Source organism: Nonomuraea roseoviolacea subsp. carminata (genome assembly GCF_024172185.1).
GTDB classification, from domain to species: domain Bacteria; phylum Actinomycetota; class Actinomycetes; order Streptosporangiales; family Streptosporangiaceae; genus Nonomuraea; species Nonomuraea roseoviolacea.
On record NZ_JAMZEC010000001.1, the window covers coordinates 9,633,860 to 9,654,713 of the forward strand.

Annotated in this window: 17 protein-coding genes; 4 read left to right on the forward strand and 13 right to left on the reverse strand. The window is 75.3% G+C overall.

Features of this window, described 5'->3' with window-relative positions:
- The first annotated feature begins 23 nt into the window (after positions 1-23).
- Positions 24-1,313 carry an MFS transporter gene (locus tag HD595_RS44915; RefSeq protein WP_253780757.1) on the forward strand — a complete coding sequence of 430 codons (1,290 nt, stop codon included), beginning with the start codon at positions 24-26 and terminating at the stop codon, positions 1,311-1,313.
- A 26-nt stretch (positions 1,314-1,339) separates the two neighbouring features.
- Entirely contained in the window at positions 1,340-2,596 is a 1,257-nt protein-coding gene (locus HD595_RS44920; protein ID WP_253780759.1) for a phenylacetate--CoA ligase family protein, read from the forward strand.
- Between the two features lie 12 nt (positions 2,597-2,608).
- On the opposite strand, the gene HD595_RS44925 is transcribed toward HD595_RS44920, so the two are convergent.
- On the reverse strand, positions 2,609-3,697 hold the full coding sequence (locus HD595_RS44925; RefSeq protein ID WP_253780762.1) for a hypothetical protein: 1,089 nt from the start codon (positions 3,695-3,697) through the stop codon (positions 2,609-2,611).
- A gap of 6 nt (positions 3,698-3,703) precedes the next feature.
- The gene (locus HD595_RS44930) at positions 3,704-4,483 is read right to left on the reverse strand and encodes an AfsR/SARP family transcriptional regulator (protein WP_253780764.1); all 780 of its coding nucleotides are present in this window, start codon (positions 4,481-4,483) and stop codon (positions 3,704-3,706) included.
- 144 nt (positions 4,484-4,627) lie between these two features.
- Between HD595_RS44930 and HD595_RS44935 the strand changes: the two genes are divergently transcribed.
- Positions 4,628-7,687, forward strand: coding sequence for an AfsR/SARP family transcriptional regulator (locus HD595_RS44935; RefSeq protein ID WP_253780766.1), 3,060 nt, complete (start codon positions 4,628-4,630; stop codon positions 7,685-7,687).
- Between the two features lie 59 nt (positions 7,688-7,746).
- On the opposite strand, the gene HD595_RS44940 is transcribed toward HD595_RS44935, so the two are convergent.
- The 8 genes from HD595_RS44940 to HD595_RS44970 form a co-directional block, all read right to left on the reverse strand.
- On the reverse strand, positions 7,747-9,258 hold the full coding sequence (locus HD595_RS44940; protein WP_253780768.1) for a PqqD family protein: 1,512 nt from the start codon (positions 9,256-9,258) through the stop codon (positions 7,747-7,749).
- A gap of 87 nt (positions 9,259-9,345) precedes the next feature.
- Positions 9,346-9,471: a hypothetical protein gene (locus HD595_RS46505; protein ID WP_301309766.1), complete on the reverse strand. Its 126-nt coding sequence runs from the start codon at positions 9,469-9,471 to the stop codon at positions 9,346-9,348.
- Positions 9,472-9,643: 172 nt separating this feature from the next.
- Positions 9,644-10,450 (reverse strand): ABC transporter ATP-binding protein, encoded by an 807-nt coding sequence (locus tag HD595_RS44945; RefSeq protein WP_253780770.1) that lies wholly within the window; start codon positions 10,448-10,450, stop codon positions 9,644-9,646.
- Positions 10,440-11,543, reverse strand: coding sequence for a FecCD family ABC transporter permease (locus tag HD595_RS44950; protein WP_253780772.1), 1,104 nt, complete (start codon positions 11,541-11,543; stop codon positions 10,440-10,442). The genes HD595_RS44945 and HD595_RS44950 overlap by 11 nt, the downstream gene beginning before the upstream one ends.
- Entirely contained in the window at positions 11,536-12,621 is a 1,086-nt protein-coding gene (locus HD595_RS44955) for an ABC transporter substrate-binding protein (RefSeq protein WP_253780774.1), read from the reverse strand. Before HD595_RS44955 ends, HD595_RS44950 begins: the two co-directional genes overlap by 8 nt.
- Positions 12,622-12,867: 246 nt before the next feature.
- A complete protein-coding gene (locus tag HD595_RS44960; RefSeq protein WP_253780776.1) occupies positions 12,868-13,467 on the reverse strand; it encodes a hypothetical protein in 600 nt (199 codons plus the stop codon).
- A 58-nt stretch (positions 13,468-13,525) separates the two neighbouring features.
- A complete protein-coding gene (locus tag HD595_RS44965; RefSeq protein WP_253780779.1) occupies positions 13,526-13,993 on the reverse strand; it encodes a DUF2871 domain-containing protein in 468 nt (155 codons plus the stop codon).
- Positions 13,994-14,094: 101 nt separating this feature from the next.
- Positions 14,095-15,282, reverse strand: coding sequence for an epoxide hydrolase family protein (locus HD595_RS44970; protein WP_253780782.1), 1,188 nt, complete (start codon positions 15,280-15,282; stop codon positions 14,095-14,097).
- Positions 15,283-15,345: 63 nt separating this feature from the next.
- On the opposite strand from HD595_RS44970, the gene HD595_RS44975 reads away from it, so the two are divergent.
- Positions 15,346-16,347 (forward strand): helix-turn-helix transcriptional regulator, encoded by a 1,002-nt coding sequence (locus tag HD595_RS44975; protein ID WP_253780784.1) that lies wholly within the window; start codon positions 15,346-15,348, stop codon positions 16,345-16,347.
- On the opposite strand, the gene HD595_RS44980 is transcribed toward HD595_RS44975, so the two are convergent.
- The 3 genes from HD595_RS44980 to HD595_RS44990 are packed head-to-tail and all read right to left on the reverse strand — an operon-like array spanning position 16,311 to position 20,817.
- On the reverse strand, positions 16,311-17,258 hold the full coding sequence (locus HD595_RS44980; protein ID WP_253780788.1) for a hypothetical protein: 948 nt from the start codon (positions 17,256-17,258) through the stop codon (positions 16,311-16,313). The genes HD595_RS44975 and HD595_RS44980 overlap by 37 nt on opposite strands.
- A complete protein-coding gene (locus HD595_RS44985; protein WP_253780790.1) occupies positions 17,255-19,678 on the reverse strand; it encodes an AAA family ATPase in 2,424 nt (807 codons plus the stop codon). The genes HD595_RS44980 and HD595_RS44985 overlap by 4 nt, the downstream gene beginning before the upstream one ends.
- Entirely contained in the window at positions 19,678-20,817 is a 1,140-nt protein-coding gene (locus tag HD595_RS44990; RefSeq protein ID WP_253780792.1) for an exonuclease SbcCD subunit D, read from the reverse strand. Before HD595_RS44990 ends, HD595_RS44985 begins: the two co-directional genes overlap by 1 nt.
- Between the last annotated feature and the right edge of the window lie 37 nt (positions 20,818-20,854).

Here is a 20,854-nt window from a genome sequence, read left to right on the forward strand (position 1 = left end):
ATGAAGGAAGGAACGACACATCGATGAGCGGACGCTGGATCCACCGCTGGGACCCCGAGGATCCCGGCTTCTGGGCGGCGACCGGGCGCCGCGTCGCCACCCGGAACCTGGTCTTCTCCATCTTCGTGGAGCACCTCGGTTTCGCGGTGTGGCTGCTGTGGAGCGCGGTGGTGGTGCTCCTGCCGAAGGCGGGCTTCCCGTTCACCGTCGACCAGCTGTTCTGGCTGGTGGCCGTGCCGAACCTGGTCGGCGCCACGCTACGGCTGCCGTACACCTTCGCGGTCTCGGCCTTCGGCGGGCGCAACTGGACCGTGGTCAGCGCGCTGCTGCTGCTCCTGCCGGTCGGGCTGCTCGCCGTGCTCGCCGCCGACCCGGCCACGCCGTACGGGCTGTTCCTGCTGGCCGCGGCGACGGCCGGGCTGGGCGGCGGCAACTTCGCCTCCTCCATGGCCAACATCTCCTACTTCTACCCGGAGCGGCGCAAGGGCTTCGCGCTGGGCGTCAACGCGGCGGGCGGCAACCTGGGCGTGGCGGTCGTCCAGCTCGTGGTCCCGCTGGCGGCCGCGGCCGGGCTGGCCTACGCCGGTCTGGTGTGGCTCCCGCTCGTCGCCGCCGCGGCCGTGTGCGCGTACTTCTTCATGGACAACCTCGCGGTGGCCACGGCCGGCTTCGCCAGTCAGGCGCGCGCCCTGAAGCGCAAGCACACCTGGGTGATGTCGTTCCTCTACATCGGCACCTTCGGCTCGTTCATCGGGTACTCGGCGGCCTTCCCGCTGGTGGTCAAGACGGCCTTCGCGGGCTCGGCCGCGCCGTACGTCGCCTTCCTGGGCCCCCTCGTCGGCTCGCTCGCGCGGCCGGTCGGCGGCTGGCTGTCGGACAGGTACGGCGGAGCCAGGGTGACCGCGTGGTCGTTCGTGGCCATGGCCGCGGGCGTGGCGGGCGCGCTGGCGGGGCTCCGGTGGCACGCGTTCCCGATGTTCCTGGGGGCGTTCCTCCTGCTGTTCGTCGCCTCGGGGACGGGCAACGGGTCCACGTACCGGATGATCCCGGCCATCTTCGCCGCCCAGGGCGCCCCGGAGAACGCCCGCCCGGAGGCCGCGGCGTGCATCGGCATCGCCTCCGCGGTCGGCGCGTTCGGCGGCTTCCTCATCCCGCGCGGCTTCGCGATGTCGATCAGCCAGACGGGCTCGGTCGCCGTGGCGCTGTACGCGTTCCTCAGCGGCTACGCGGTCTTCCTGGTCACCAACTGGTGGTTCTACCGCCGTCGGGTGCTGGCGGCCCGGGCCCCCAGCCTCGCCCACAGCCGAATCTGACCCGAACCCGCAGCAAGGAGATCCAGATGCCCGCCAGACCCCTGCGTGACCTGATCGACTTCGCCCGGCGCAACTCGCCGTTCTACGCCGAGCTCTACCGTGACGTGCCCGAGGGCGTCGCGGACCTCGCCCGGCTGCCGATCATCGACCAGGCGGCCTTCTGGGCCGCCAACACCTGGCCGGACAACCGGCTGCTGACCGGCCCCCTGACCGACGCCGGCGTGTACACCTCCGGCGGCACCACCGGCGCGCCGAAGGTCTCCCCGTGGACCCGCACCGAGCACTTCGACTCCACCTCGGCGTTCGGCGCCGGCATGGTCAGGGCCGGGCTGCGGCCCGGTCACCGGGTGGCGAACCTGTTCTTCGCCGGCCACCTGTACGGCGGCTTCCTCTACATCGAGGCGGCCCTGCACAACGCGCCGGTGGAGAACGTGCGGCTGCCGGTCGCCGGCCACACGCCGGACGAGGACGTCGCCGACCTCATCGCCGGCTTCGGCGTCAACGTGCTGGCGGGCACGCCGATGAAGCTCGGCGGGGTCGCCGAGGCGGTGCTCGCCAAGGGGGTGGACGCGCGTTCGGTGGAGCTGCTGCTGTTCGCCGGCGACCTGCTCTTCGACGACCTGCGCCCGCGCCTGGCCAAGGCCTTCCCGGGCGCGGCGATCGCGTCGCTGGGGTACGCCACGGTGGACGCCGGCCTGGTCGGCGGGCCGGTGCCGGGTGACGACGTGCGGGTGCACGAGGCGTTCCCCGAGCGCACCGTGGTCGAACTCCTCGACGAGGTGACCGGCGAGCCGATCACCGAGCCGGGCGTGCGCGGCCGGGTGGTCGTCACGAACCTGTTCCGCACGCTCATGCCGATCATCCGCTACCCGGTGGGCGACCTGGCCGAGTGGGTGGACGCCGGGTGCCGCCGTTTCCGCCTGGTCGGCCGGACCGTCGAGGGCGCCAGGGTGGCCAACGTGGCCATGGCGTACGAGGACGTCCGCGCCGCGCTCGCCGCCGCCGACCCGGGCGGGGCGATGACCGGGATGCAGATGGTCGAGCGCCGCTGGGACGGCAAGGACGGGCTCGTGCTGCGCCTGGCCTGCGCCGATGAGCCGCCCGCCGGGCTGACCGAGCGGCTGGTCGAGGCGGTGTACGCGGCCCGGCCGCTGTACCCCGACTGCGTGGAGCAGGGGTTCGTCCATCCGCTGATCATCGAGTGGGTGCGGCCGTCCGAGCTGGCCACCCATCCGCGCACGGGCAAGCTCGTGCAGGTCGTGGACGAGCGCCCGCACTCCTGAGCCCGTCTCCCGTCAGGCCAGTTCGTAGAGGAGCAGGGTGCCGTCGCCGCGGCGGGCCAGGGCCCACAGCCGGGTGGTGCCGGGCACGGGGGCGATGTCCACGAACCCGGCCCACCCGCCGTCGGCGGGCAGCGCCGACCGGGTCCAGCGGCCGTTCCGGAAGTTCAGCACGTACGGCTGCCCGTGGGCGGGGTTGGCGGCGATCCACACGCCACCGACCCGGTCGGCGGCGACGTCGGGCAGCCAGGTCTGGGTCAGCGGCAGGTCCGGCCACGTCCACGCGGTGCCGTCCCAGCGCGCGACCAGGCCGCGATCGGGCACCGCGCAGGACCCGGACCGCGCGGCGGCGGCCTGCGTGATCAGCCACACGTCGTCGCGGGCGCGGGCCGCCATGCCGTAGAACCCGCCGGCGGGGGCGGGCGGGCAGCCGGGCGCGGGAGGAAGCGGGGTGGCCGCCCAGCCGGAGCCGTTCCAGCGGATCACCCTGGCCTGTCCCATACCGTCGACCACCGCCCACAGCTCGCCCCTGCCGGGGGCGGCCAGGCGTGAGACCTCATGGCCGTAGGCGCTCGGCTGGGGAACCGGGCTCCACGAGCGGCCGTCCCAGTGGCTGAGCCCGGCTTCGGCGTAGTCGTCGGGGCCGCCGTACTCGGAGACCCAGACGTCGTCCTTCGCCCCGGCGGCGACGGACGCGCGCGTGAACGCGCCGCGCCACGGACGGTGCGTCCATCGGCCGCCGGTCAGCTGGAACGGCCGGTCCCCGGTGAACAGCCACAGGTCGTCACCCGACGGGGAGGCGGCGAACCGCGGGTCGGAGCCCTCGGCGCCCTCCGGCAGCGGGGCGCGCCGCCATGAGGCGCCGTCCCAGCGCAGCATCGACCACGACCGGGGGCCGCTCCCCCGCCCGCTCCCGCTCCGCTCCGCCAGCAGGGCCCACGCCTGCCCCTGCCCGGTGACGCCCATCGCGCCGATGTCCGTGGAGGTCACCTCGCCGGGCCATCCCCGCACGGCGTGGGTCAGCCGCCACGAGGCCACCCGGGGCGCGTGCGCGTCCGCTCCGCACACCGCGAGGAGGACGACGAGGGCGACCACGAATCTCATGAAAGATCACGATAGGGGCGCCCGGGTGAGGGTGGGGTCGGCCGCGAGGATGCGCCGGTGCAGGTCGCGTACGGCCGGGGTCGGCTCCAGGCCGTGCTCGGAGACCAGCGTCGCCCGCAGCCCGCCGTACACGGCCAGCGCCTCGGCCTGCCGTCCCGACCGGTACAGGCCGAGCATGAGCAGCGCGTGCAGCGACTCGCGCAGCGGGTGGGCGCGGGTGAGCTCGCGCAGCCGCGGCAGGGCCGCCGCGGTGGCGCCCAGCTCGATGTCGGCCTCCAACGCGGCTTCGACGGCCAGCAGCCGGGCCTCCTCCAGCCGGTCGGCGTGCCCCCGCACCACGGGCGTGGCCGGCACGTCGGCGAGCGCCGGGCCGCGCCACAGGGCCAGGGCCGCCTCCAGTGACGCCCGCGCCCGCTCCGGCCGCCGCTCGCGCAGCGCGCGCCGCCCGTCCTCCAGCAGCCGCTCGAAGCGGGCGGCGTCGGTCTCCGGGGCGTCGCCGTCCAGCTCGTACGAGCCGGCGTGGGTGCGCAGGACGTCGCCGACCACCTTGCGCAGCCGCCAGACGTACCCCTGCACGGTCTTGCGGGCGAAGGCGGGCTCCGAGCCCTGCCACAGCTCCTCGGTGAGCCGCTCCGCCGAGACCGGCCGACCGGCGTTGATGGCCAGGATCGCGAGGACGGCGCGGTGCTTGGGCGCGGTGATGGCGACCGGCCCGTCACCGCGGACCACCTGGAGCGGGCCGAGCAGACCGAGACGCACGCGGGCGCCGGTCAGGGGCATGGACATGACCATCGACGACCACCTCCCAGAACTGGATGGGCGAAAACGCCGCTACCGGACAGGTCGAATCGCGATCTAGACTTCCACGCCGGGCTTGCGCCGATCTTGCGCGGCGCGGCGCCGACGGGCTGGAGAGCTGGAGGGGGTGGCGTGGAGTTCCGCGTTCTCGGGGCTCTGGACCTGCGGCTCGACGGCTCGCCGGTGCCGCTGACGGCGCCCAAGCAGCGGGCGTTGCTCGCCGTCCTGCTCATCGCGGCGGGACGGCCGGTGCCCGCGCGGCGGCTGGTGGACGAGCTGTGGGGCGGCAGCCCGCCGCGCAGCGTGGACAGTACGCTGCACTCGCTGGTCTCCAGGCTGCGCGCGAAGGGCGTGAGCGCGATCACCAAGGAGCCGGGCGGTTACCGGCTCGGCCTGGAGGGGGCCGCCGTGGACGCTCACGCGTTCGAGCGGCTCGCCGGGCGGGCGCGCGAGTCGGCGGAGAGCGGGGCGTCCGGCGAGGCGGCGCGGCTCTACCGGGAGGCGCTGGACCTGTGGCGGGCCGCCGCGCTCGTGGACGTGCCGGACTCGCCGGCGGTCGCGGCCGAACGTGTCCGGCTGGACGGGCTGCGGCTGGCGGTGTGGGAGGAGTACGCCGACGCGCTGGCGGGGGCGGGCCGGCACGCCGAGGTCGCCGCGCGCCTGCGCGGGGTGCTGGCCGAGCATCCGCTGCGCGAGTCGCTGTGGACGCGCATGATCGTGGCCCTCGACCGTTCGGGACGGCCCGACGAGGCGCTGGCGGCCTACGACCGGGCACGCCGGGCGCTCGCCGAGGAACTGGGGCTCGACCCGGGGCCGGAGCTGCGCCACGTCCACCAGCGGATCCTGCGGCGGGGCGAGGAGCGCCCCGCCGAGGTCGGGGACGACGAGCCTCCCGCCGGCGCGGCCTGGCGGGCGGGGGGGAACCCGCCTCCCACGGAACCGACACTGAAGATGGGCGACCGGCATCCCGCGGGAGCCGCCCGGAAGACGGGCGACCGACGTCCCACCGGAGCGGCCCGGCAGGTGGTCGACGAGCGATCGGCGGGGGTGGCGGTGCCTCGGCAGTTGCCGCCGGCCCCGGCCTGCTTCACCGGGCGCGTCGCGACGTTCCGTGAGCTGGCGGCGCTGGTCGAGCCCGGGCGGCCCCGGGTGGCCGTCGTCAGCGGCATGCCGGGCGTCGGCAAGTCGGCGCTGGCGCTGCACTGGGCGCACCGGATGGCCGCGCGGTTCCCCGACGGCCAGCTCTTCGCCGACCTGCGCGGGCACCGGCCGCGGGAGGCGGTCACCCCGAGGGAGGCGCTCGACCGGTTCGTCCGCGCCCTGGGCATGCCCGCCGAGCAGGTGCCCGCCGGGCAGGACGAGCTGGCCGCCGCGTACCGGACGCTGCTCGCGGGCCGGCGCGTGCTCGTCGTGCTGGACGACGCGGCCGGACCGGCGCAGGTGGAGCCGCTGCTGCCGGCGGGAGAGGGCTGCCTGGTGCTGGTGACCAGCCGCGGCCGGCTGTCCGGCCTGGCGCTGCGCCACGCCGTGCGCGCCGTCGACCTCGACGTCCTGTCCGAGCCGGAGGCGGTCGCGCTGCTGACCGCGGTGATCGGCCCGCGCGCCCACGCCGAGCCGGGCGCGGTGGCGGAGCTGGCCCGCCGGTGTGGTCGGTTGCCGCTGGCCCTGCGCATCGCCGGCGCCCACCTGGCGGGCAATCCCCACCGCCGGATCTCGGTCTACCTGGAGGACCTCGCCGAACGGGGACGGCTGGCCTCGCTGCGGCTACGCGACACGTTCGGCGACGGGGTCGGTGCGATGGACGACGATGCCTCCACCGCGGCCGTGCAGGCCACCTTCGACCTGTCGTACCGGGCGCTGGGCGAAGCCGAGCGGGCCGCGTTCCGCAGGCTCGGCCTGGTGCCGGGCGGCGGGTTCACCGCCGAGGCGCTGGCCGCGCTGCTCGGCGTGCCGCCCGCCGAGGCCCGCGCCCGCCTGGACGTCCTCCTCGCGGCGAGCCTCGTCCAGGCACGCCCCGGCCGGGCGCGGGCGGAGCGGTACCACCTGCACGACCTGCTCCTCGACTACGCCCGCCACCGGTGCGCGGCGGAGGACGCGGCGCCGGTCAGGGAGCAGGCGGTGGAACGGCTGCTGAGCTGGTACGCCACGATCGGCGACCCGACCGCCCTGCACGACGACCTGGACAACGTGCTGGCCGCCACCCGCCACGCCGCCGAGGCCGGGGCGGAGGCGGCCTGGCGGCTGCCCGCCGCGCTGGCCCGTCCGCTGGCGCTCGCCCACCGCCCGGCGCTGGCCGCCGAACTGCACGCCCTCGCCGTCACCGCCGCCGCGCGGAGCGGCCGGCCGCGTGAGGAGGCCGCCGCCCACAACGACCTGGGAGAGGCGTACGAGCGCCTGGGCCGCTACCCCGAGGCGCTCGCCGAGCACGGCGCGGCACTGGAGCTGCACCGGCGGCTGGGCGACCGGCGCGGCACGGGCACCGCCCTGCGCAGCGTCGGCACCGTCCACTGGCTGCTCGGCCGCTACGACGACGCCCTCGCCCACCTGTACGAGGCCCGCGACGTCATGGAGGCGGCCGGCGACGAGGGCCCTCTGGGGCAGACGTACAACCTCCTCGGCATCGTGCTGCGCACCCTGGGCCGCATGGACGAGGCCGTCACCTGGTACGAGCGCGCGCTGGCCGCCCACCGGCGGGCGGGCGACCGCAACGGCGAGGCCAACGCGCTCAACAACCTGGGCGTGATCCACGCGGAGCGGGGCCGCCACGACGTGGCCCTCGGCCTGTACCGGCGGGCGCTGGCGCTGCGCCGGGCCGAGGGCAGCCGGCGGGGCGAGGCGCGCGCCCTGAACAACATCGGCCTCATGGAGATCCATCTCGGCCGTCGCGACCGCGCGCTCGGCCACCTCCTGCGCGCGCTCGCCGCGCACCGCGAGACGGGCGACCGCAGGGGCGAGGGCCAGGTGGCCCACGACCTGGGCGGCCTCTACCACCTGCTCGGCCGGGAGGAGGAGGCGCTCGCGCACTACGCCGAGGCGCTGCGCGTGCGCTCCGAGATCGGCGACCGCAGGGGGCTGGCCGAGACCCACCGGGACCTCGGCGAGCTGCACGCCGGCCGCGGCGACGACGTGGCCGCCCGCCACCACGGCGACGCCGCCGCACGCATCTTCACCGAGCTCGGGATCACCGCCTGAGCACCCCGCTCAGGAGCTCCCCCGGATGCCCCGCCGGGGAGTGTGCCCGAGTGGCCCGCTCACGTGCCGACGGGTTCGATGAGGCCCGCCGACAGCAGGTCGGCCAGACCGAGCCGCAGCCGCTCGTCCGCGTCCTGCCCGGCGGCCCGCAGGTAGCCCGCGCGCAGCGCCGCCAGGTCACGGCCGTCGCACAGGGCGTAGATCAGCCAGGCGTGGTCGTTCAGCCAGCGGAACCTGGACGTGCCGGGCGAGACGGCCACGAGCCGGCGCTGCTCGGGGATCGGGCACACCTGGACGGGCCGAGCCTGCCGGTAGCCGCGCGGCTCCATCTCCGCCCCGGCCGCGACGGCATCGGCAGCGACCATTCCGGCCGGGACGGCGGCGGGAGGGCTCGCGACGGGTCCGCCCTCGGACAGGATGCCCGGCGCGAGGGGCGTCACCGCGCCGATGAGCCAGCCGACGAACGCCCGTCCCTCGGCCGTCAGCACCCCGCCGTGCACCTCGGCAGCCTGGCGGGCCAGATATGTGACCCGTTCCAGGCTCGTGGTGTAACCGCCGCGGGCCGCCGCCTCGCTGCCCGGCGTGGCCCGGTCGACGTCCTCCGTGGCGGGCGGCGGACCGTACCGCGAGCGCAGGCCGGGGCCCGCCTCGGCGGCCGCGGCGCGGAACAGCAGCAGGTGGGCGTAGACGTGCATGGCGAACAGCACGCGGGTCAGCGTCCACGAACGCGTCCGCCAGGGGATCGGGACGAGCCGGTCCGGGTCCGCCACCAGGGAACCGGTGCGCAGGACGTCGAACAGCTTCAGATGCAGGCCCTCGTGGAAGAGCGTCTCGGCGGCCGTCCAGGGGTCGTCCATCCGCTCGGGGGCCAGGAAGAGCGCCGACGGGAGCGGGTCGCCGCCGGAGATCGAGTTCAGGGTCTCCTCGCCGTTGTCGTACCGGGCGAACCCGACGAGCGAGACGTGCGGCAGCACGCCGGCGCCCGTGCGGGGCAGCAACGCGGTGAGCAGGTCGGCCGCCCGGCCGAGGGCCGCCGACAGTGCGGCGTCCGGTGTGACGCGGGTGCCCGAGCCGTCCTTGGACAGCGTCCCGGCGAGCAGCGCCTCCAGGCGGGCGGTCAGCGCCTGCTGCGGGCCGGCGCCGGCGTCGAGGTCGGTCCACACCCACGAGGCGGCGTGCCGGGGCCACGGCCGTACGTGCGGGCGGGACAGCCGCTCACACGGCCCCAGGCCGTCGAGCCGGCCGGCGGGCGGGTCGGCCGCGCCGCTCGCGAGGTAGCCGGCCAGCGCGTCGGTCGGGCCCTCGCCCGCCTCCAGCGCCGTCAGGTCGTTCTCGAACGCGTTGCGCAGCACCGGGTCGTACATGACGGGGCGCAGCTCGTCGTCCCCGGCACGGCTCAGCCGCTCCAGCCGGTCGGCGGCGTCCGGGTGGTGCTCGGCGAGGATCCGCAGGCCCAGCCGGTACCGCGCCAGGTTCCTGGCCTCGATGGCCGGGGCGCCGGCGAACCGGGGGTCCGAGCCGAGCGCCAGGTCGATGCGGGAGATCAGGTCGTCGGGGGGTACGGCGGTCACGTGGCGTCTCCTCGGTTCGCCCAGGGGGAGGCCGGCGGCGGACTGCCCGCCGCCGGCCCGGGGTCACTCCATCACCCGGTCAGCGCGTCACTCGGCACGCGGGGACAGGAATTCCGGGTGCCAGGCCCGCTCGTGCGGGGCGTCGGTCGTCACGCTGGGCGTGCTGTTCCCGGCCAGCGTGAACTGCGGGATCTCCACGTTCTGGGTCGGCATGCGTCGTTCTCCGTTCGGTCGGATCGCTTGGCGGGTCCGAATCTACGGAGCGGGGGTGTGGCGGCGGTGTGGCCGCGGTCTCGCCCGTCAGGTCTCCGTCGCGGACGCGTGCCTGACGCGCCTTCCCCCCGGGCGGGCGCCGAACAGGACGCCCGCCCCGGGGTGTGGCGGGTCAGCCGACGGTCCGGACCTCGGGCGCGCCCTCCGCGTCCATGGCCGGGGAGGCCACGGCGATGTGCGGGCGGCCGGTGATCGGGTGCGGGCCGACGTGGGCGCGCACCCCGAACACCTCCTCGATGAAGGCCGGCGTCAGCACCTCCAGCGGCGGCCCGTGCCCGGCCACCCTGCCGTCGCGCAGGACGACGACCCGGTCGGCGTAGGCGGCGGCCTGGTCGAGGTCGTGCAGCGCGGCCAGCAGGGTCAGGCCGAGGGAGCGGATGAGGTCCAGCAGGAGGAGCTGCGAGCCCACGTCCAGGTGGTTGGTGGGTTCGTCCAGCACCAGCAGCGGGGCCTCCTGCGCGAGCGCGCGGGCCAGCAGCACGCGTTGCCGCTCGCCGCCCGACAGGGCGGTCATCAGCCGGTCGGCCGCCCCCTCCATGCCGACCCGCCGCAGCGCGGTCGCGACGACGGCCCGGTCGGTGTCGTTGTCCCGTTCGAGCGGCCGTTTGCGGCTGTGGCGGCCGGTGGCGACCACCTCCGCGACCGACAGCCCCTCGGAGATCTGGCTGTGCTGCGGGAGCACCGCGCGGTGGCGGGCGGCCTGGCGGGGCCGCATCCGCCACAGGTCCTCCCCATCGAGCCGGACCACGCCGCCGGACGGCCGCAGCGACCGGTAGACGGTCCGCAGCAGCGTGGACTTGCCGCTGCCGTTCGGGCCGACCAGCGCGACGAACTCGCCCGGGCCCGCGGTGAGCTCGACCCCGTCCACGATGGGACGGCCGTCGATGTGGGCGCTGACGCCCGTGAGGTCAAGTCGCATCGGAGCCTCCACGCGCCCGGCGGCGCAGCAGCCACAGGAAGAACGGCACGCCGAGCCCCGTGGTGAAGATCCCCACCGGCAGCTCGTTGGGCCGGTCGGCGATCCGCGCCGCCAGGTCCACCAACACCAGGAACAGCGCCCCCGCCAGCAGCGACACGGGCAGCACCCGGCGGTGGTCGGCGCCGACCACGAACCGGACCATGTGCGGGACCATCAGCCCGATGAAGCCGATGCCGCCCACGACGCTCACCACCGTGGCCGTCAGCAGCGACCCGGCCACCAGCAGCCCGATCCGCAGCCTCGCCACCGGCACCCCAATGGCGACGGCCGCCTCCTCGCCGGCCAGCAGCGCGTTGAGGGAACGGGCCTGCAGCCACAGCCAGGCCAGGCACGAGACGACGAGCAGCGCGGGCACGCCGAGGTCGGTCCAGGACGCGCCGGCGACGCTGCCCATAAGCCAGAACATCATGCCCTGCAGCTCGGTCGGGTTGAGCTGGAGCTGCACGAACGTGGTGGCCGCCGTGCACAGGTAGCCGATGGCGACCCCGGTCAGCACCAGCCACGAGTCGAGCAGCCGTCCCGAGCGCTGGGCCAGGACGTACACCAGCAGCGCCGACAGCACGGCGGCGGCGAAGGCGGCGCCGGTGACGCCGAGCGCGCCGGTCAGCCCGGCCAGGGCGGTGCCGCCCAGCGCGGGCACCAGCACCGCGCCGAGCGAGGCCGCCGAGGAGACGCCCAGCACGTACGGGTCGGCGAGCGGGTTGCGCACCAGGGCCTGCAACGCGACCCCGGCCACCGACAGGCCGGCCCCGGCGAGCGCCGCCAGCAGGGCCCGGGGGGTGCGGATGTCCCAGACGACCTGGCTGAGCAGCGGGTCCGCCTGCGCGCCCCGCCCGCTCAGGTGGGCCCAGACGATGCCCCAGACCTGGCCGAGGGGCAGGTTGACCGAGCCGACCGAGATGCCGGCGACCAGCGCCGCGACCAGCCCGGCGACCAGGGCCGCCAGCAGCACGCCGGTCGCGGGCCCGGAGACGAGGTGCGGACGCCGCGGCGGGGCGGGCCTGACCTGGACGTGGGTCAGCGTGTCAGCCACCGGGGTGCACCACCTTGGAGATCTTCTCCACGGCCCAGGCGTTGAGCGGGCCGAGGTACACGCCGTCGGAGACCACCGTGTACGTCCTCGACTTCGACGCGGCCCAGTGCGGGTAGGCGGCGAACAGCTTGGCCGCCTCCCGCCCGGCGTTCTCGTCGGGGGTGAACAGCCCGACCACGAGCACGTCGACCTGGGCGGTGGCGAGCTGCTCCCTGTTGAGGGTGCGGGTCATGTCGGCGGTCTGGCCGGCGAACGCGTTGACCCCGCCGGCGGCCTTGATGACGTCGTCGTAGATGCCGCCGGTCATGACGGCGGGCAGGCCGTTGGCGTTCATCATGGCCATGCCGGGATAGGCGACGAGCACCTTCCTGGCGGGCCGGCCCGCCACCCGGGCCCGGACGGCCTCGACGCGGGCCCGCAGCTCGCCGATCAGGCGCAGCGCGCGCTCCTGCACGTCGAACACCCGCCCGAGCAGGCCGATGAACTCCAGCGAGGAGTTGATCGACTGGTTGCGGTAGGCGCGCTGCTCCTCCGGGGTGGCCTCCGGCTTGCCCATCGCGCAGTTGACCGGGTTGACGAGGGAGGTGATGCCCGCCGCGGCGAGCTGCTCGCGGGTGGCGAAGCCCCTCTTGGCGTCGAACCCGCCGGACCAGGTGGACACCACCAGGTCGGGCTTGAGCTTGAGCACCTGCTCGGCGGGGACGTCGAAGTTCTTGTTCATGGTCAGGCCGCCGGTCGGCAGCGCCCCGATCCTGGCGATCATCGACGGGTCGTCGGAGACGCCGTAGTGCTGGGCGTTGGCCAGGATGCTCTTCTCCAGGCCGAGCAGGACGAAGCTCTCCACCTCTCCCACGCTGGTCCCGTTGAGGATCAGCACCCGCCGGGGCGGCTCGCGGAAGGTGACCTTCGTCCCGCAGTTGTCGAAGGTCAGGGGGTAGCTCGTCCGGCCGCCGGTGGCGGCGCTCTCCGCCGGCGCGGCGGAGGACGCCTCGGGGGCGGCGCCGCACCCGGCGGCGGCCAGGACCGCGAGCGCGCACAGCGCGGCGGCCACGAGGCGGGGCGAACGGGTAGGTCTCATCGGTTCTCGTGCTCTCCACGATTCGGAGGTACGCGTGCCGGCGCCGGCCACGGAGGTGACCGGCGCGGCGACGCCCGGCTTGTCGTCGGAGGGAACCGTGGCGAGCAGCGACGAGAAAACGACGATCAGCGCATGCAGAGGCGCATGCCGAGGGAGACGGCCGGTTCCCGGGCATGCGGCGATGGCGCCGCGCCCTGGGGGCACGTCTGGGAGGGGCCGGAGGGCCGGCCCCTGGTCACCCGATCGTCACGCGACCGCCGCGGGTCCCGTTCGCGGGGCGGGCGGTCCGCGCCGGACGAGGGCGTACCTGAGGAGGAGCCGGACGCGCGCGGTCTCGTCCTCGCGCGCGTGGGCGACCGGCCGCGGCCGGGGGTGCGACCAGCCGGCCGCGAGGAGCAGCAGGGCCAGCAGGGGACGCAGCACCCAGCCGGCCAGTTGCCGGACCAGGGCGCACAGGCCCGCCTCCGCCCACCGCAGCCAGGCGGAGGTCACCAGCACGCCGATCGCGTGCATGACCAGCATCCCCGTGCTCATGGACATCGGCTGCGGCTGATGGTGCAGATGCTCCATGGCCGGGAGGGCCGGCATGGGGTGCTCGGCGGCGCCCTGGCCGAGCAGGGCGTGCAGGACGACCTGCGACAGGGCGGTGGCGGGCACGATCTCGCCCAGCACCCGTTCCCGGCCCGTCAACGCCAGCGCGGGGGCCATGAGCAGCAGGAGGCCGCCCAGCGCCGCCTTCGGGTCGAAGGAGCCGCCGCCGGCGAGGTGTCCGAGCGTGGCGAGGACGGCGCACGTGGCGGCGAAGCCGGCCGCGCGCACCCACCTCATCACCGAGAACGGACCCATCGCGGGCAGATCCTTTCACACCCCTGCCGAGCCCTCCGGACCGGACGGCTCCGTGAGATCAGCCGATCGCCTGCGGATCGGCGGACTCGCGGAGCGCCTGAGCCGGGGCGTCGTCCGGCCGGGCCTTGGCCGGGGCGACCTTGCCCAGGGTGATGAACAGCAGGACCAGGCCCACGGTCAGCAGGACGTGCCCCAGCCCGGCGGCCAGCGCGATGGCGTCCCCGCTGGGCCGCCCCAGCACGGTCAGGGTCCCGTGCAGGGTCATCATGACCAGGCTCAGCACCAGTCCGGCGTTGTAGACCCAGAAGAACCAGCCGAACAGCCGGTTGGAGGTCAGCCCGAACTGCTTCTCCAGCACCAGGACGAGGAGGAACACCAGCATGCCGAGCGCCAGCGCGTGGGTGTGGACGAGGCCGAGCTGGGTGTCGCCGGTGAAGTCGTTCAGCTTGGTGAGCCCGCGGTAGAAGAAACCGCTGACCAGCCCGACGATCATGTAGATGTGGGCCGTGTTGAGGAGCCTGCGCACGGGCGTGCCCTTCGAGATGTGCCGGATGATTGCGCTACCAGCATTCTGGACCGCCCGATTCCCATCAATGAGAGTGCCGATAACGATGCGTGCACTATCGCTCAACAGTCCTCCCCCGATGCGCCCGGCTCTCCCCGCTGCGCCCGGCGGACCTTGGCGAAGAACGCCCGGACGTCGCCGACCAGCAGGTCGGGCGCCTCCATGGCGGCGAAGTGACCGCCCCGGTCGAACTCCGACCAGTGGATCACGTTGTGCTCGCGCTCGGCCACCCGCCGGATCCCGCCGTCGCCCGGGAACACCGCGACCCCGTGCGGCACCTCGGAGCGCTCGACCGGCTTGCCCCACCGCGCCGAGCCCTCCTTGTAGAGCCGGGCGGACGAGGCGGCGGTGCGGGTCAGCCAGTAGATCGACACGTCGGTGAGCAGCTGGTCCAGGTCGACCGCGTCCTCGGGCAGGTCGTGGGCCGGGTCGGTCCACTCCTTGAACTTCTCCGCGATCCAGGCGAGCTGGGCGGCGGGAGAGTCGTGCAGGCCGAACGCGACGGTCTGCGGCCGGGTGGCCTGGATGACCGCGTAGCCGGAGCGGTCGTGGTCGGCGTAGATCCGCATGCGGGCCCGCTCGGTCTCGCTGAGGCCCTCCGTCTCGGCCGGGTCGAAGGTCGGGAAGCCGAGCGCGCCGTTGACGTGCACGCCCACCACCCGGTCGGGGGCGACGCGGCCGAGTTCGGGCGAGATGACCGAGCCGCTGTCGCCGCCCTGGGCGCCGTAGCGCTCGTAGCCGAGGCGGCTCATCAGCTCCGCCCACGCGCGGGCGACGCGGCCCAGGTCCCAGCCGGCCTCGCGGGTGGGGCCGGAGAAGCCGAAGCCGGGGATGGACGGGGCGACGACGTGGAAGGCGTCGGCGGGGTCGCCGCCGTGGGCGCGGGGGTCGGTGAGGGGGCCGATGACCTTCATGAACTCGGCGACCGAGCCCGGCCAGCCGTGGGTGAGGATCAGCGGCAGCGCGTCCGGCTCAGGGGAGCGCACATGCAGGAAGTGGATGTTCTGGCCGTCGATCTCGGTGGTGAACTGCGGGTACGCGTTGAGCGCCGCCTCGTGCTCCCGCCAGTCGTACCCGCTGCGCCAGTACTCGGCCAGCCGCCGCACGTACGAGACGGGGATGCCGTAGGACCAGCCGACGCCGGGCAGCTCGTCGGGCCAGAGGGTGCGCGCCAGCCGGTCGCGCAGGTCGTCGAGCGCGGACTGCGGGATGTCGATGCGGAACGGCCTGATCTGCGTGGTGAACGTCATGGGAGCAACGCTAGGCATCCCCTAGGACAGGTCCGGTCCTAGGAGTAGGGCAGTCTGGAGAGCATGGTGGAGACATCGGCCCGGCTGCTCAGACTGCTCTCGCTCCTGCAGACCCGCCGGGAGTGGTCCGGCACGGAGCTGGCCGAACGGCTCGGCGTGACCCCGCGGACGGTCCGCCGCGACGTCGGCCGGCTACGCGAGCTCGGCTATCCCGTGGCCGCCACCGCGGGCGCGCCCGGCTACCGGCTCGGCGCCGGCACGGACCTGCCGCCGCTCCTGCTGGACGACGACGAGGCGGTGGCGGTCGCGGTGGGGCTGCGGACGGCCGCCGGAGGCTCGGTGACGGGGATCGAGGAGACCTCGGTGCGGGCGCTGGCCAAACTGGAGCGGGTGCTGCCGTCCCGGCTCCGGCATCGCGTGCGCGCGCTGCAGTCGATGACCGTGCCGATGGGCCGGGCCGGTTCGGCGGTGGACCCGGCGGCCCTGACCGCGATCGCCTCCGCCTGCCGCGACCACGAGACCCTGCGTTTCGACTACCGGTCGCACGAGGGGCAGCAGAGTGCCCGCGCCGCCGAGCCGTACCGGCTGGTCCATTCGGGACGGCACTGGTACCTGCTGGGCTGGGACACCGGCCGGGCCGGCTGGCGCACCTACCGGGTCGACCGGCTGAGCCTGCGGACGCCGAACGGCCCGCGGTTCGTGCCCCGCGACCCTCCCGACGCCGACCTGGCGGCCTACGTGTCCCGGTCGCTCTCCAGCGCGCCCTACCGCTACCAGGGCCGCTTCACCATGCACGCCCCGGCCGAGGTCGTGGCCGGGCGCATGCCGGCCACCGTCGCCGCGATCGAGCCGATCGACGCGCGCTCCTGCACGCTGACCAGCGGCGCGAACGACCTCGACGAGCTCGCCGTCTGGGTCGCGCAGACGGGCGTCGACTTCGACGTGCACGAGCCGCCGGAGCTCGCCGACCACCTCCTCGCCCTGTCGGCCCGCCTCGCCGCCGCCGCGCAGAGGGCGGGGGCGGGCCGTCAGCCGGTCGCGGCGGCCGTGCGGAGGGCGCGGTAGAGGAGGCGGGCGTCGCCCAGATGGTGGCGCAGGAGCTTCTCCAGCCCCCCGATCGGGATGAGGTTCTGCGGGGCGCGCGGGTCCTTGTAGTCCACGCCGGCCAGCGGAGGCAGGGCGAGGGTGACCTCGTCGGCGAGCCGTACCGCCTGCGCCGCGTCCAGGTCCGCGCTGGCCTCGCAGCGCGCCACGCCCGCCCACGGCGCGGGCGACTGGACGGGGAGCCGCACGTACCAGGAGTGGCGCCGCCAGCTCGTGCCCATGAGGAACACCGGCGTGCGCTGGCCGGGCGTGAGCGCGGCCACCACCGCGGACTGCGGCGGCGGCAGGTAGGCGGTGTGGTGCGTCTTGATGTAGCCGACGGTGCGCGGCAGATGGGTGCGGCCCCGCAGCGGCCCGTCCACCAGCAGCAGGTCGTCGCCGCGCGAGCGGTGCCGCACCGCCAGGTCCACCTCGAGCTGGGTGACCTGCCGTTGCAGCGCCAGCGACAGCTCCTCGAAGCTCGCGTCGGCGGCCTTGTTCGGCAGGTAGACGGCGTGCGTGGTCTTCACCTCCGGCGCGTGCGGCGAGGCGGAGATCAGCGACCGGTTGACCTCGATCGCCGCCAGGTCGGCGCCGTCCGGGCCGCACCGGACGATCCCGGCCGCGTAGGAGGCGGCGATGCCCGGCACGGGCATGGGGGTGTCCGGGTCGTGCACCCAGACGCGGGCGTCGATCCTGCGCACGCCGTCGGCGACGAGCAGGGTGTCGGGGACGGACGAGTCCGCGCCCGGCGTGACGGGTTTCCAGTCGGCGGCCGGCCGCTCGACGTCGAGGACCAGCTCGGCGCTGGTGGCGCCCATCTCGGAGAGGTTCTCGACGGCGAGGGCGGCGGCGTAGCCGGGGTCCCACGGGTCGACGGTGAAGCCTGTCATGCGATCCCGGCCTTCCGGACGTGGGAGCCCTTCCCGTCGCGCCTGACCTCGAAGCGCACCGGCACCCGCTCGGCCAGCGCGGGCACGTGGGTGACGACGCCGATCATGCGTTCCTGGCCGGCGGCGAGGCATTCGAGCGTCGTGGCGACCGTGTCGAGGGTGGCCGGGTCGAGCGTGCCGAACCCCTCGTCGAGGAAGATCGAGTCCAGCCGCCTGGCGACCGCGCCGGACAGCGCCAGCGCCAGCGCGAGGGCGGCCTGGAAGGTCTCGCCGCCGGACAGGGTGCGGGCGCTGCGCCGCATGCCGGCCTCGCCGTAGTCGATGACCTCGATGTCGCCGGTCTTGTCGGCGAGCGCCAGCTCGTACTGGCCGTCGGACAGCTCGCGCAGCGTGTCGGAGGCCGAGGCGACGAGCACCTCGAGGGCCTCGGCGCACAGCCAGCGCTCGAAGGCGTTGGCGCGCAGGCGCAGCGCCAGCTCGTGGGCGACCTTCGCCTCGTGCTCCTTCATGGTGATCCGGGTCTCCAGGTCGGCGGCGCGCCGGCGCTCCTCCTTGAGGCGGTCGAGCGCGCCGTCGGCGCGGGCGACGGCCGCGGCGACCTCGGCCCCGAGCTGGTCGGGCGAGGCGTCGCGCGGGGCGTGGACGCCGTGCTCGGCCAGGCGCTCGGCCAGCCTGCCGCGGTCGGCGGCGAGCCGGTCGCGGGCCTGGGCCAGCCGCTCCTCACGCTCGGCCAGCGCGGCGCGGGCGGCCTGCGCGGCCCGGTCGCGCCAGGCGAGCAGCTCGCTCCAGGCGCGGTGCAGGTCCTCGCGGGCGAGGGGCGGCGGCGGGCCGTCCTGGGCGCCGGCGACGAGCAGCCGGTCGCGGGCGGCCTCCAGCGCGCGCCAGGCGGACTCGGCCTGGCGGGCGACCTTGTCCGCCTCGGCGCGGGCCCGTTCCAGCCCGGCCCGGGCGGCGCGTACGGCGTCGCGGGCCTGGGCGGCCAGTTCGTCGGCCTTGGCGAGGGCGGCGAGCCGCGCCTCCAGCTCGGCCCGGTCGCCGGGGGCGGGCAGCGCGGCCAGCTCGGACTCCAGCCGGGCGGCCTGGGTGGCGTGCATCGTCGCCGACGTCTCGGCCTTGGCGCAGGCGGCTCTGGCGCGCTGGGCGCGTTCGCGGGCGCCGGCCAGGGCGCGGTCGGCGGCGCGGACGTCGGCGGGCGGTTCGTGGCGGGGCAGCTCGGCGACCGGGTGACGGCAGACCGGGCAGGGCAGCCCGACTTCCAGCCGGTTGACCAGGTGGGCGGCGGCGTGCGCGTCGCGCAGGCGTTCGCGCTGCTCCTCGGCCGTGGCGAGCGCCTGGTCGGCGGCGGCCTGCTCGCCGGCCGCGTCCTCCAGGGACGCGGCGGCCGACGTGGCGGCGGCGCGGGCCCGCGCGGCCTCGGCCGCGAGGCGTTCGCGGGCGTCCAGCGCGGCCAGCGCCGCCCGGGGGGCGCCGCGGTCGCCGAGCGCGGTCAGCGCCTCGTACGCCTCGTGCTCGTCGGCCTCCAGCCGGGCCACGTCGGCGGCCAGCGTCTCGACGGACTCCGCGGCGGCGCGCCGGGCCGAGGCCAGGGTCGGGACTGCGGCGGGCATGCGCAGCTCGGACAGGACCGCCTGCCGTTCGGCCACGGCGGCCCGCTCCTGCTCGGCGAGGCGGATGTCGGACTCCCGGGCCCGCAGCAGGTCGAGGTCGGCGCCCATGGTGCCGGCCAGCCGCCGCAGCGCCGCCAGCCGCTCGGTCAGCTCCCGCTCGGCCTCGGCCGTCGCGCCGGAGAGCTTGGTGAGCTGGTCGCGGGCGAAGGAGGCGTCCTGCTTGGCGGTCTCCTCCTCGCGGGCGGCGCGCTGCCTGATCCGCTCGTAGACGTCGGCGTCGAGGAGCTGCACGAGCAGGTCCTGCCGTTCGCGGGGCGCGGCGTGCAGGAACTCGGCGAAGCGGCCCTGCGGCAGGACCACGCACTGGGTGAAGAAGCGGTATTCCAGCCCGGTCACCCGCTGGGCCTCGGCGGTGACGTTCTCGCCCTCGGCCAGCGGCCTGACCACCGCCTCGAACGCCTCCGGGAGCGGCGCGGCCGGGTCCAGCTCGTCGAGCCTGGCCTCCTTGGTGCGCACGGCGCCCTTGGCGTCGCGCACCATCGCGCGGACCACGCCGTAACGCCGCCCGTCGCTGTCGAACACCATCGCCACCTTGCCGGCGGTGACGGACGGCGCCAGGGCGTGCGCGACGGCGCCCTCCCGGCCCCAGCGCGGCACGGTGCCGTACAGGGCGAAGCAGACCGCGTCGATGATCGTGCTCTTGCCCGCGCCGGTCGGGCCGACGAGCGCGAAGTACTCGGTGTCGGAGAAGTCCACGGTCACCGGCTCGCGGAAGCTGCCGAAGTGGTCCAGGTGCAGCAGAAGGGGACGCATCAGCCGCTCACCTCGTCGTAGAGCCGGTCGAACAGCCCGGCCACCTGCTCGTCCTCGCGGCCGGTGGCGGCGAGGTAGTCGCGGAACAGCTCGCGCGGGCTGCGGCCGGCCGAGTCCGCCCGCCGTGTGGCGGGCACCGGCCGGAAGCGCTCGTCCAGCCGGACGTCCACGGCCCCCGACAGCAGCTCCCGCACGTCGTCGGCCAGCCCCACGCGGGGTTTCTCCTCGACGATGACCTTGAGCCAGTCGTCGCCGGGCTCGATGCCCTCCAGCTCCTCCAGCGTGCCGCGTACCGTGCGCAGCCTGCGGGCCGAGGCGAACGTCAGCTCCCGCACCACGGCGGGCCGCCCCGGCGAGACCTCCACCAGCAGCGCGCCGGGGGTGTTGCCCTCCTCGCCGAAGTCGACGGCGAGGGGCGAGCCGCTGTACCAGATGGGGCAGGGGCCGGGGATCTGCTGGCGGCGGTGCAGGTGGCCGAGGGCGGCGTACTGGGTGGCGGGCGGGAAGACGGTCGGCTCGAAGTAGTAGGAGAAGATCGACTGGGCTTCGCGCTCGCCGCCGCCGAACGCCCCGCCGGGCAGGGTGCCGTGGGTGGTGACCAGGTTGACGGTGTCGTTGTGGAAGCCCGCGGTGAGCGCGCCGATCAGCTCGCCGATGCGGGCGGCGTAGTCGCGGTTGTGCTCGGCGGCGGTCCCGCCGAGGACCTCGGCGGCGCGCACGACGTACCGGTGCGACAGGAACGGCAGCACGCCCAGCCGCACCGGCTCGCCCGAACGCGCGGTGAAGGCCAGCGTGCCGCCCTGGTCGGGACGGCGGAACGAGCCGAGCACGTGCAGGCCGAGCTTGCCGAGCACCGGCCGGTAGACCTCCAGGAGCTGCGGGTTGTCGTGGTTGCCCGCCAGCACCACCACGTCACGCCCGTCGCCGCGCAGCGCCATCAGCGCGTTGAGCACGAGCGACTGCGCCTCGGGGGTGGGCGCCGAGGTGTCGAAGAGGTCGCCGGCGACGATGACGGCGTCCACGTCGTGGGTGCGGGCGGCGGCGACCAGCTCGCGCAGCACCTCCCGGTGCTCGTCCACGCGGGGGCGGCCCTTGAGCACCTTGCCCACGTGCCAGTCCGCGGTGTGCAGGATCTTCACGAAACCACCTGGGGTCGAAAGGGCGGGGTCAGAGGGA

Excerpts from the sequence above, each read along its gene's own strand:
- HD595_RS44985 (WP_253780790.1), bottom strand. The coding sequence starts at position 19,678 with ATGCGTCCCCTTCTGCTGCACCTGGACCACTTCGGCAGCTTCCGCGAG.
- HD595_RS44945 (WP_253780770.1), bottom strand. The coding sequence starts at position 10,450 with ATGCGACTTGACCTCACGGGCGTCAGCGCCCACATCGACGGCCGTCCC.
- HD595_RS44975 (WP_253780784.1), top strand. The coding sequence starts at position 15,346 with ATGGTGGAGACATCGGCCCGGCTGCTCAGACTGCTCTCGCTCCTGCAG.
- HD595_RS44925 (WP_253780762.1), bottom strand. The coding sequence starts at position 3,697 with ATGAGATTCGTGGTCGCCCTCGTCGTCCTCCTCGCGGTGTGCGGAGCG.
- HD595_RS44960 (WP_253780776.1), bottom strand. The coding sequence starts at position 13,467 with ATGGGTCCGTTCTCGGTGATGAGGTGGGTGCGCGCGGCCGGCTTCGCC.
- HD595_RS44920 (WP_253780759.1), top strand. The coding sequence starts at position 1,340 with ATGCCCGCCAGACCCCTGCGTGACCTGATCGACTTCGCCCGGCGCAAC.
- HD595_RS46505 (WP_301309766.1), bottom strand. The coding sequence starts at position 9,471 with ATGCCGACCCAGAACGTGGAGATCCCGCAGTTCACGCTGGCCGGGAAC.
- HD595_RS44955 (WP_253780774.1), bottom strand. The coding sequence starts at position 12,621 with ATGAGACCTACCCGTTCGCCCCGCCTCGTGGCCGCCGCGCTGTGCGCG.
- HD595_RS44980 (WP_253780788.1), bottom strand. The coding sequence starts at position 17,258 with ATGACAGGCTTCACCGTCGACCCGTGGGACCCCGGCTACGCCGCCGCC.
- HD595_RS44970 (WP_253780782.1), bottom strand. The coding sequence starts at position 15,282 with ATGACGTTCACCACGCAGATCAGGCCGTTCCGCATCGACATCCCGCAG.
- HD595_RS44915 (WP_253780757.1), top strand. The coding sequence starts at position 24 with ATGAGCGGACGCTGGATCCACCGCTGGGACCCCGAGGATCCCGGCTTC.
- HD595_RS44930 (WP_253780764.1), bottom strand. The coding sequence starts at position 4,483 with ATGTCCATGCCCCTGACCGGCGCCCGCGTGCGTCTCGGTCTGCTCGGC.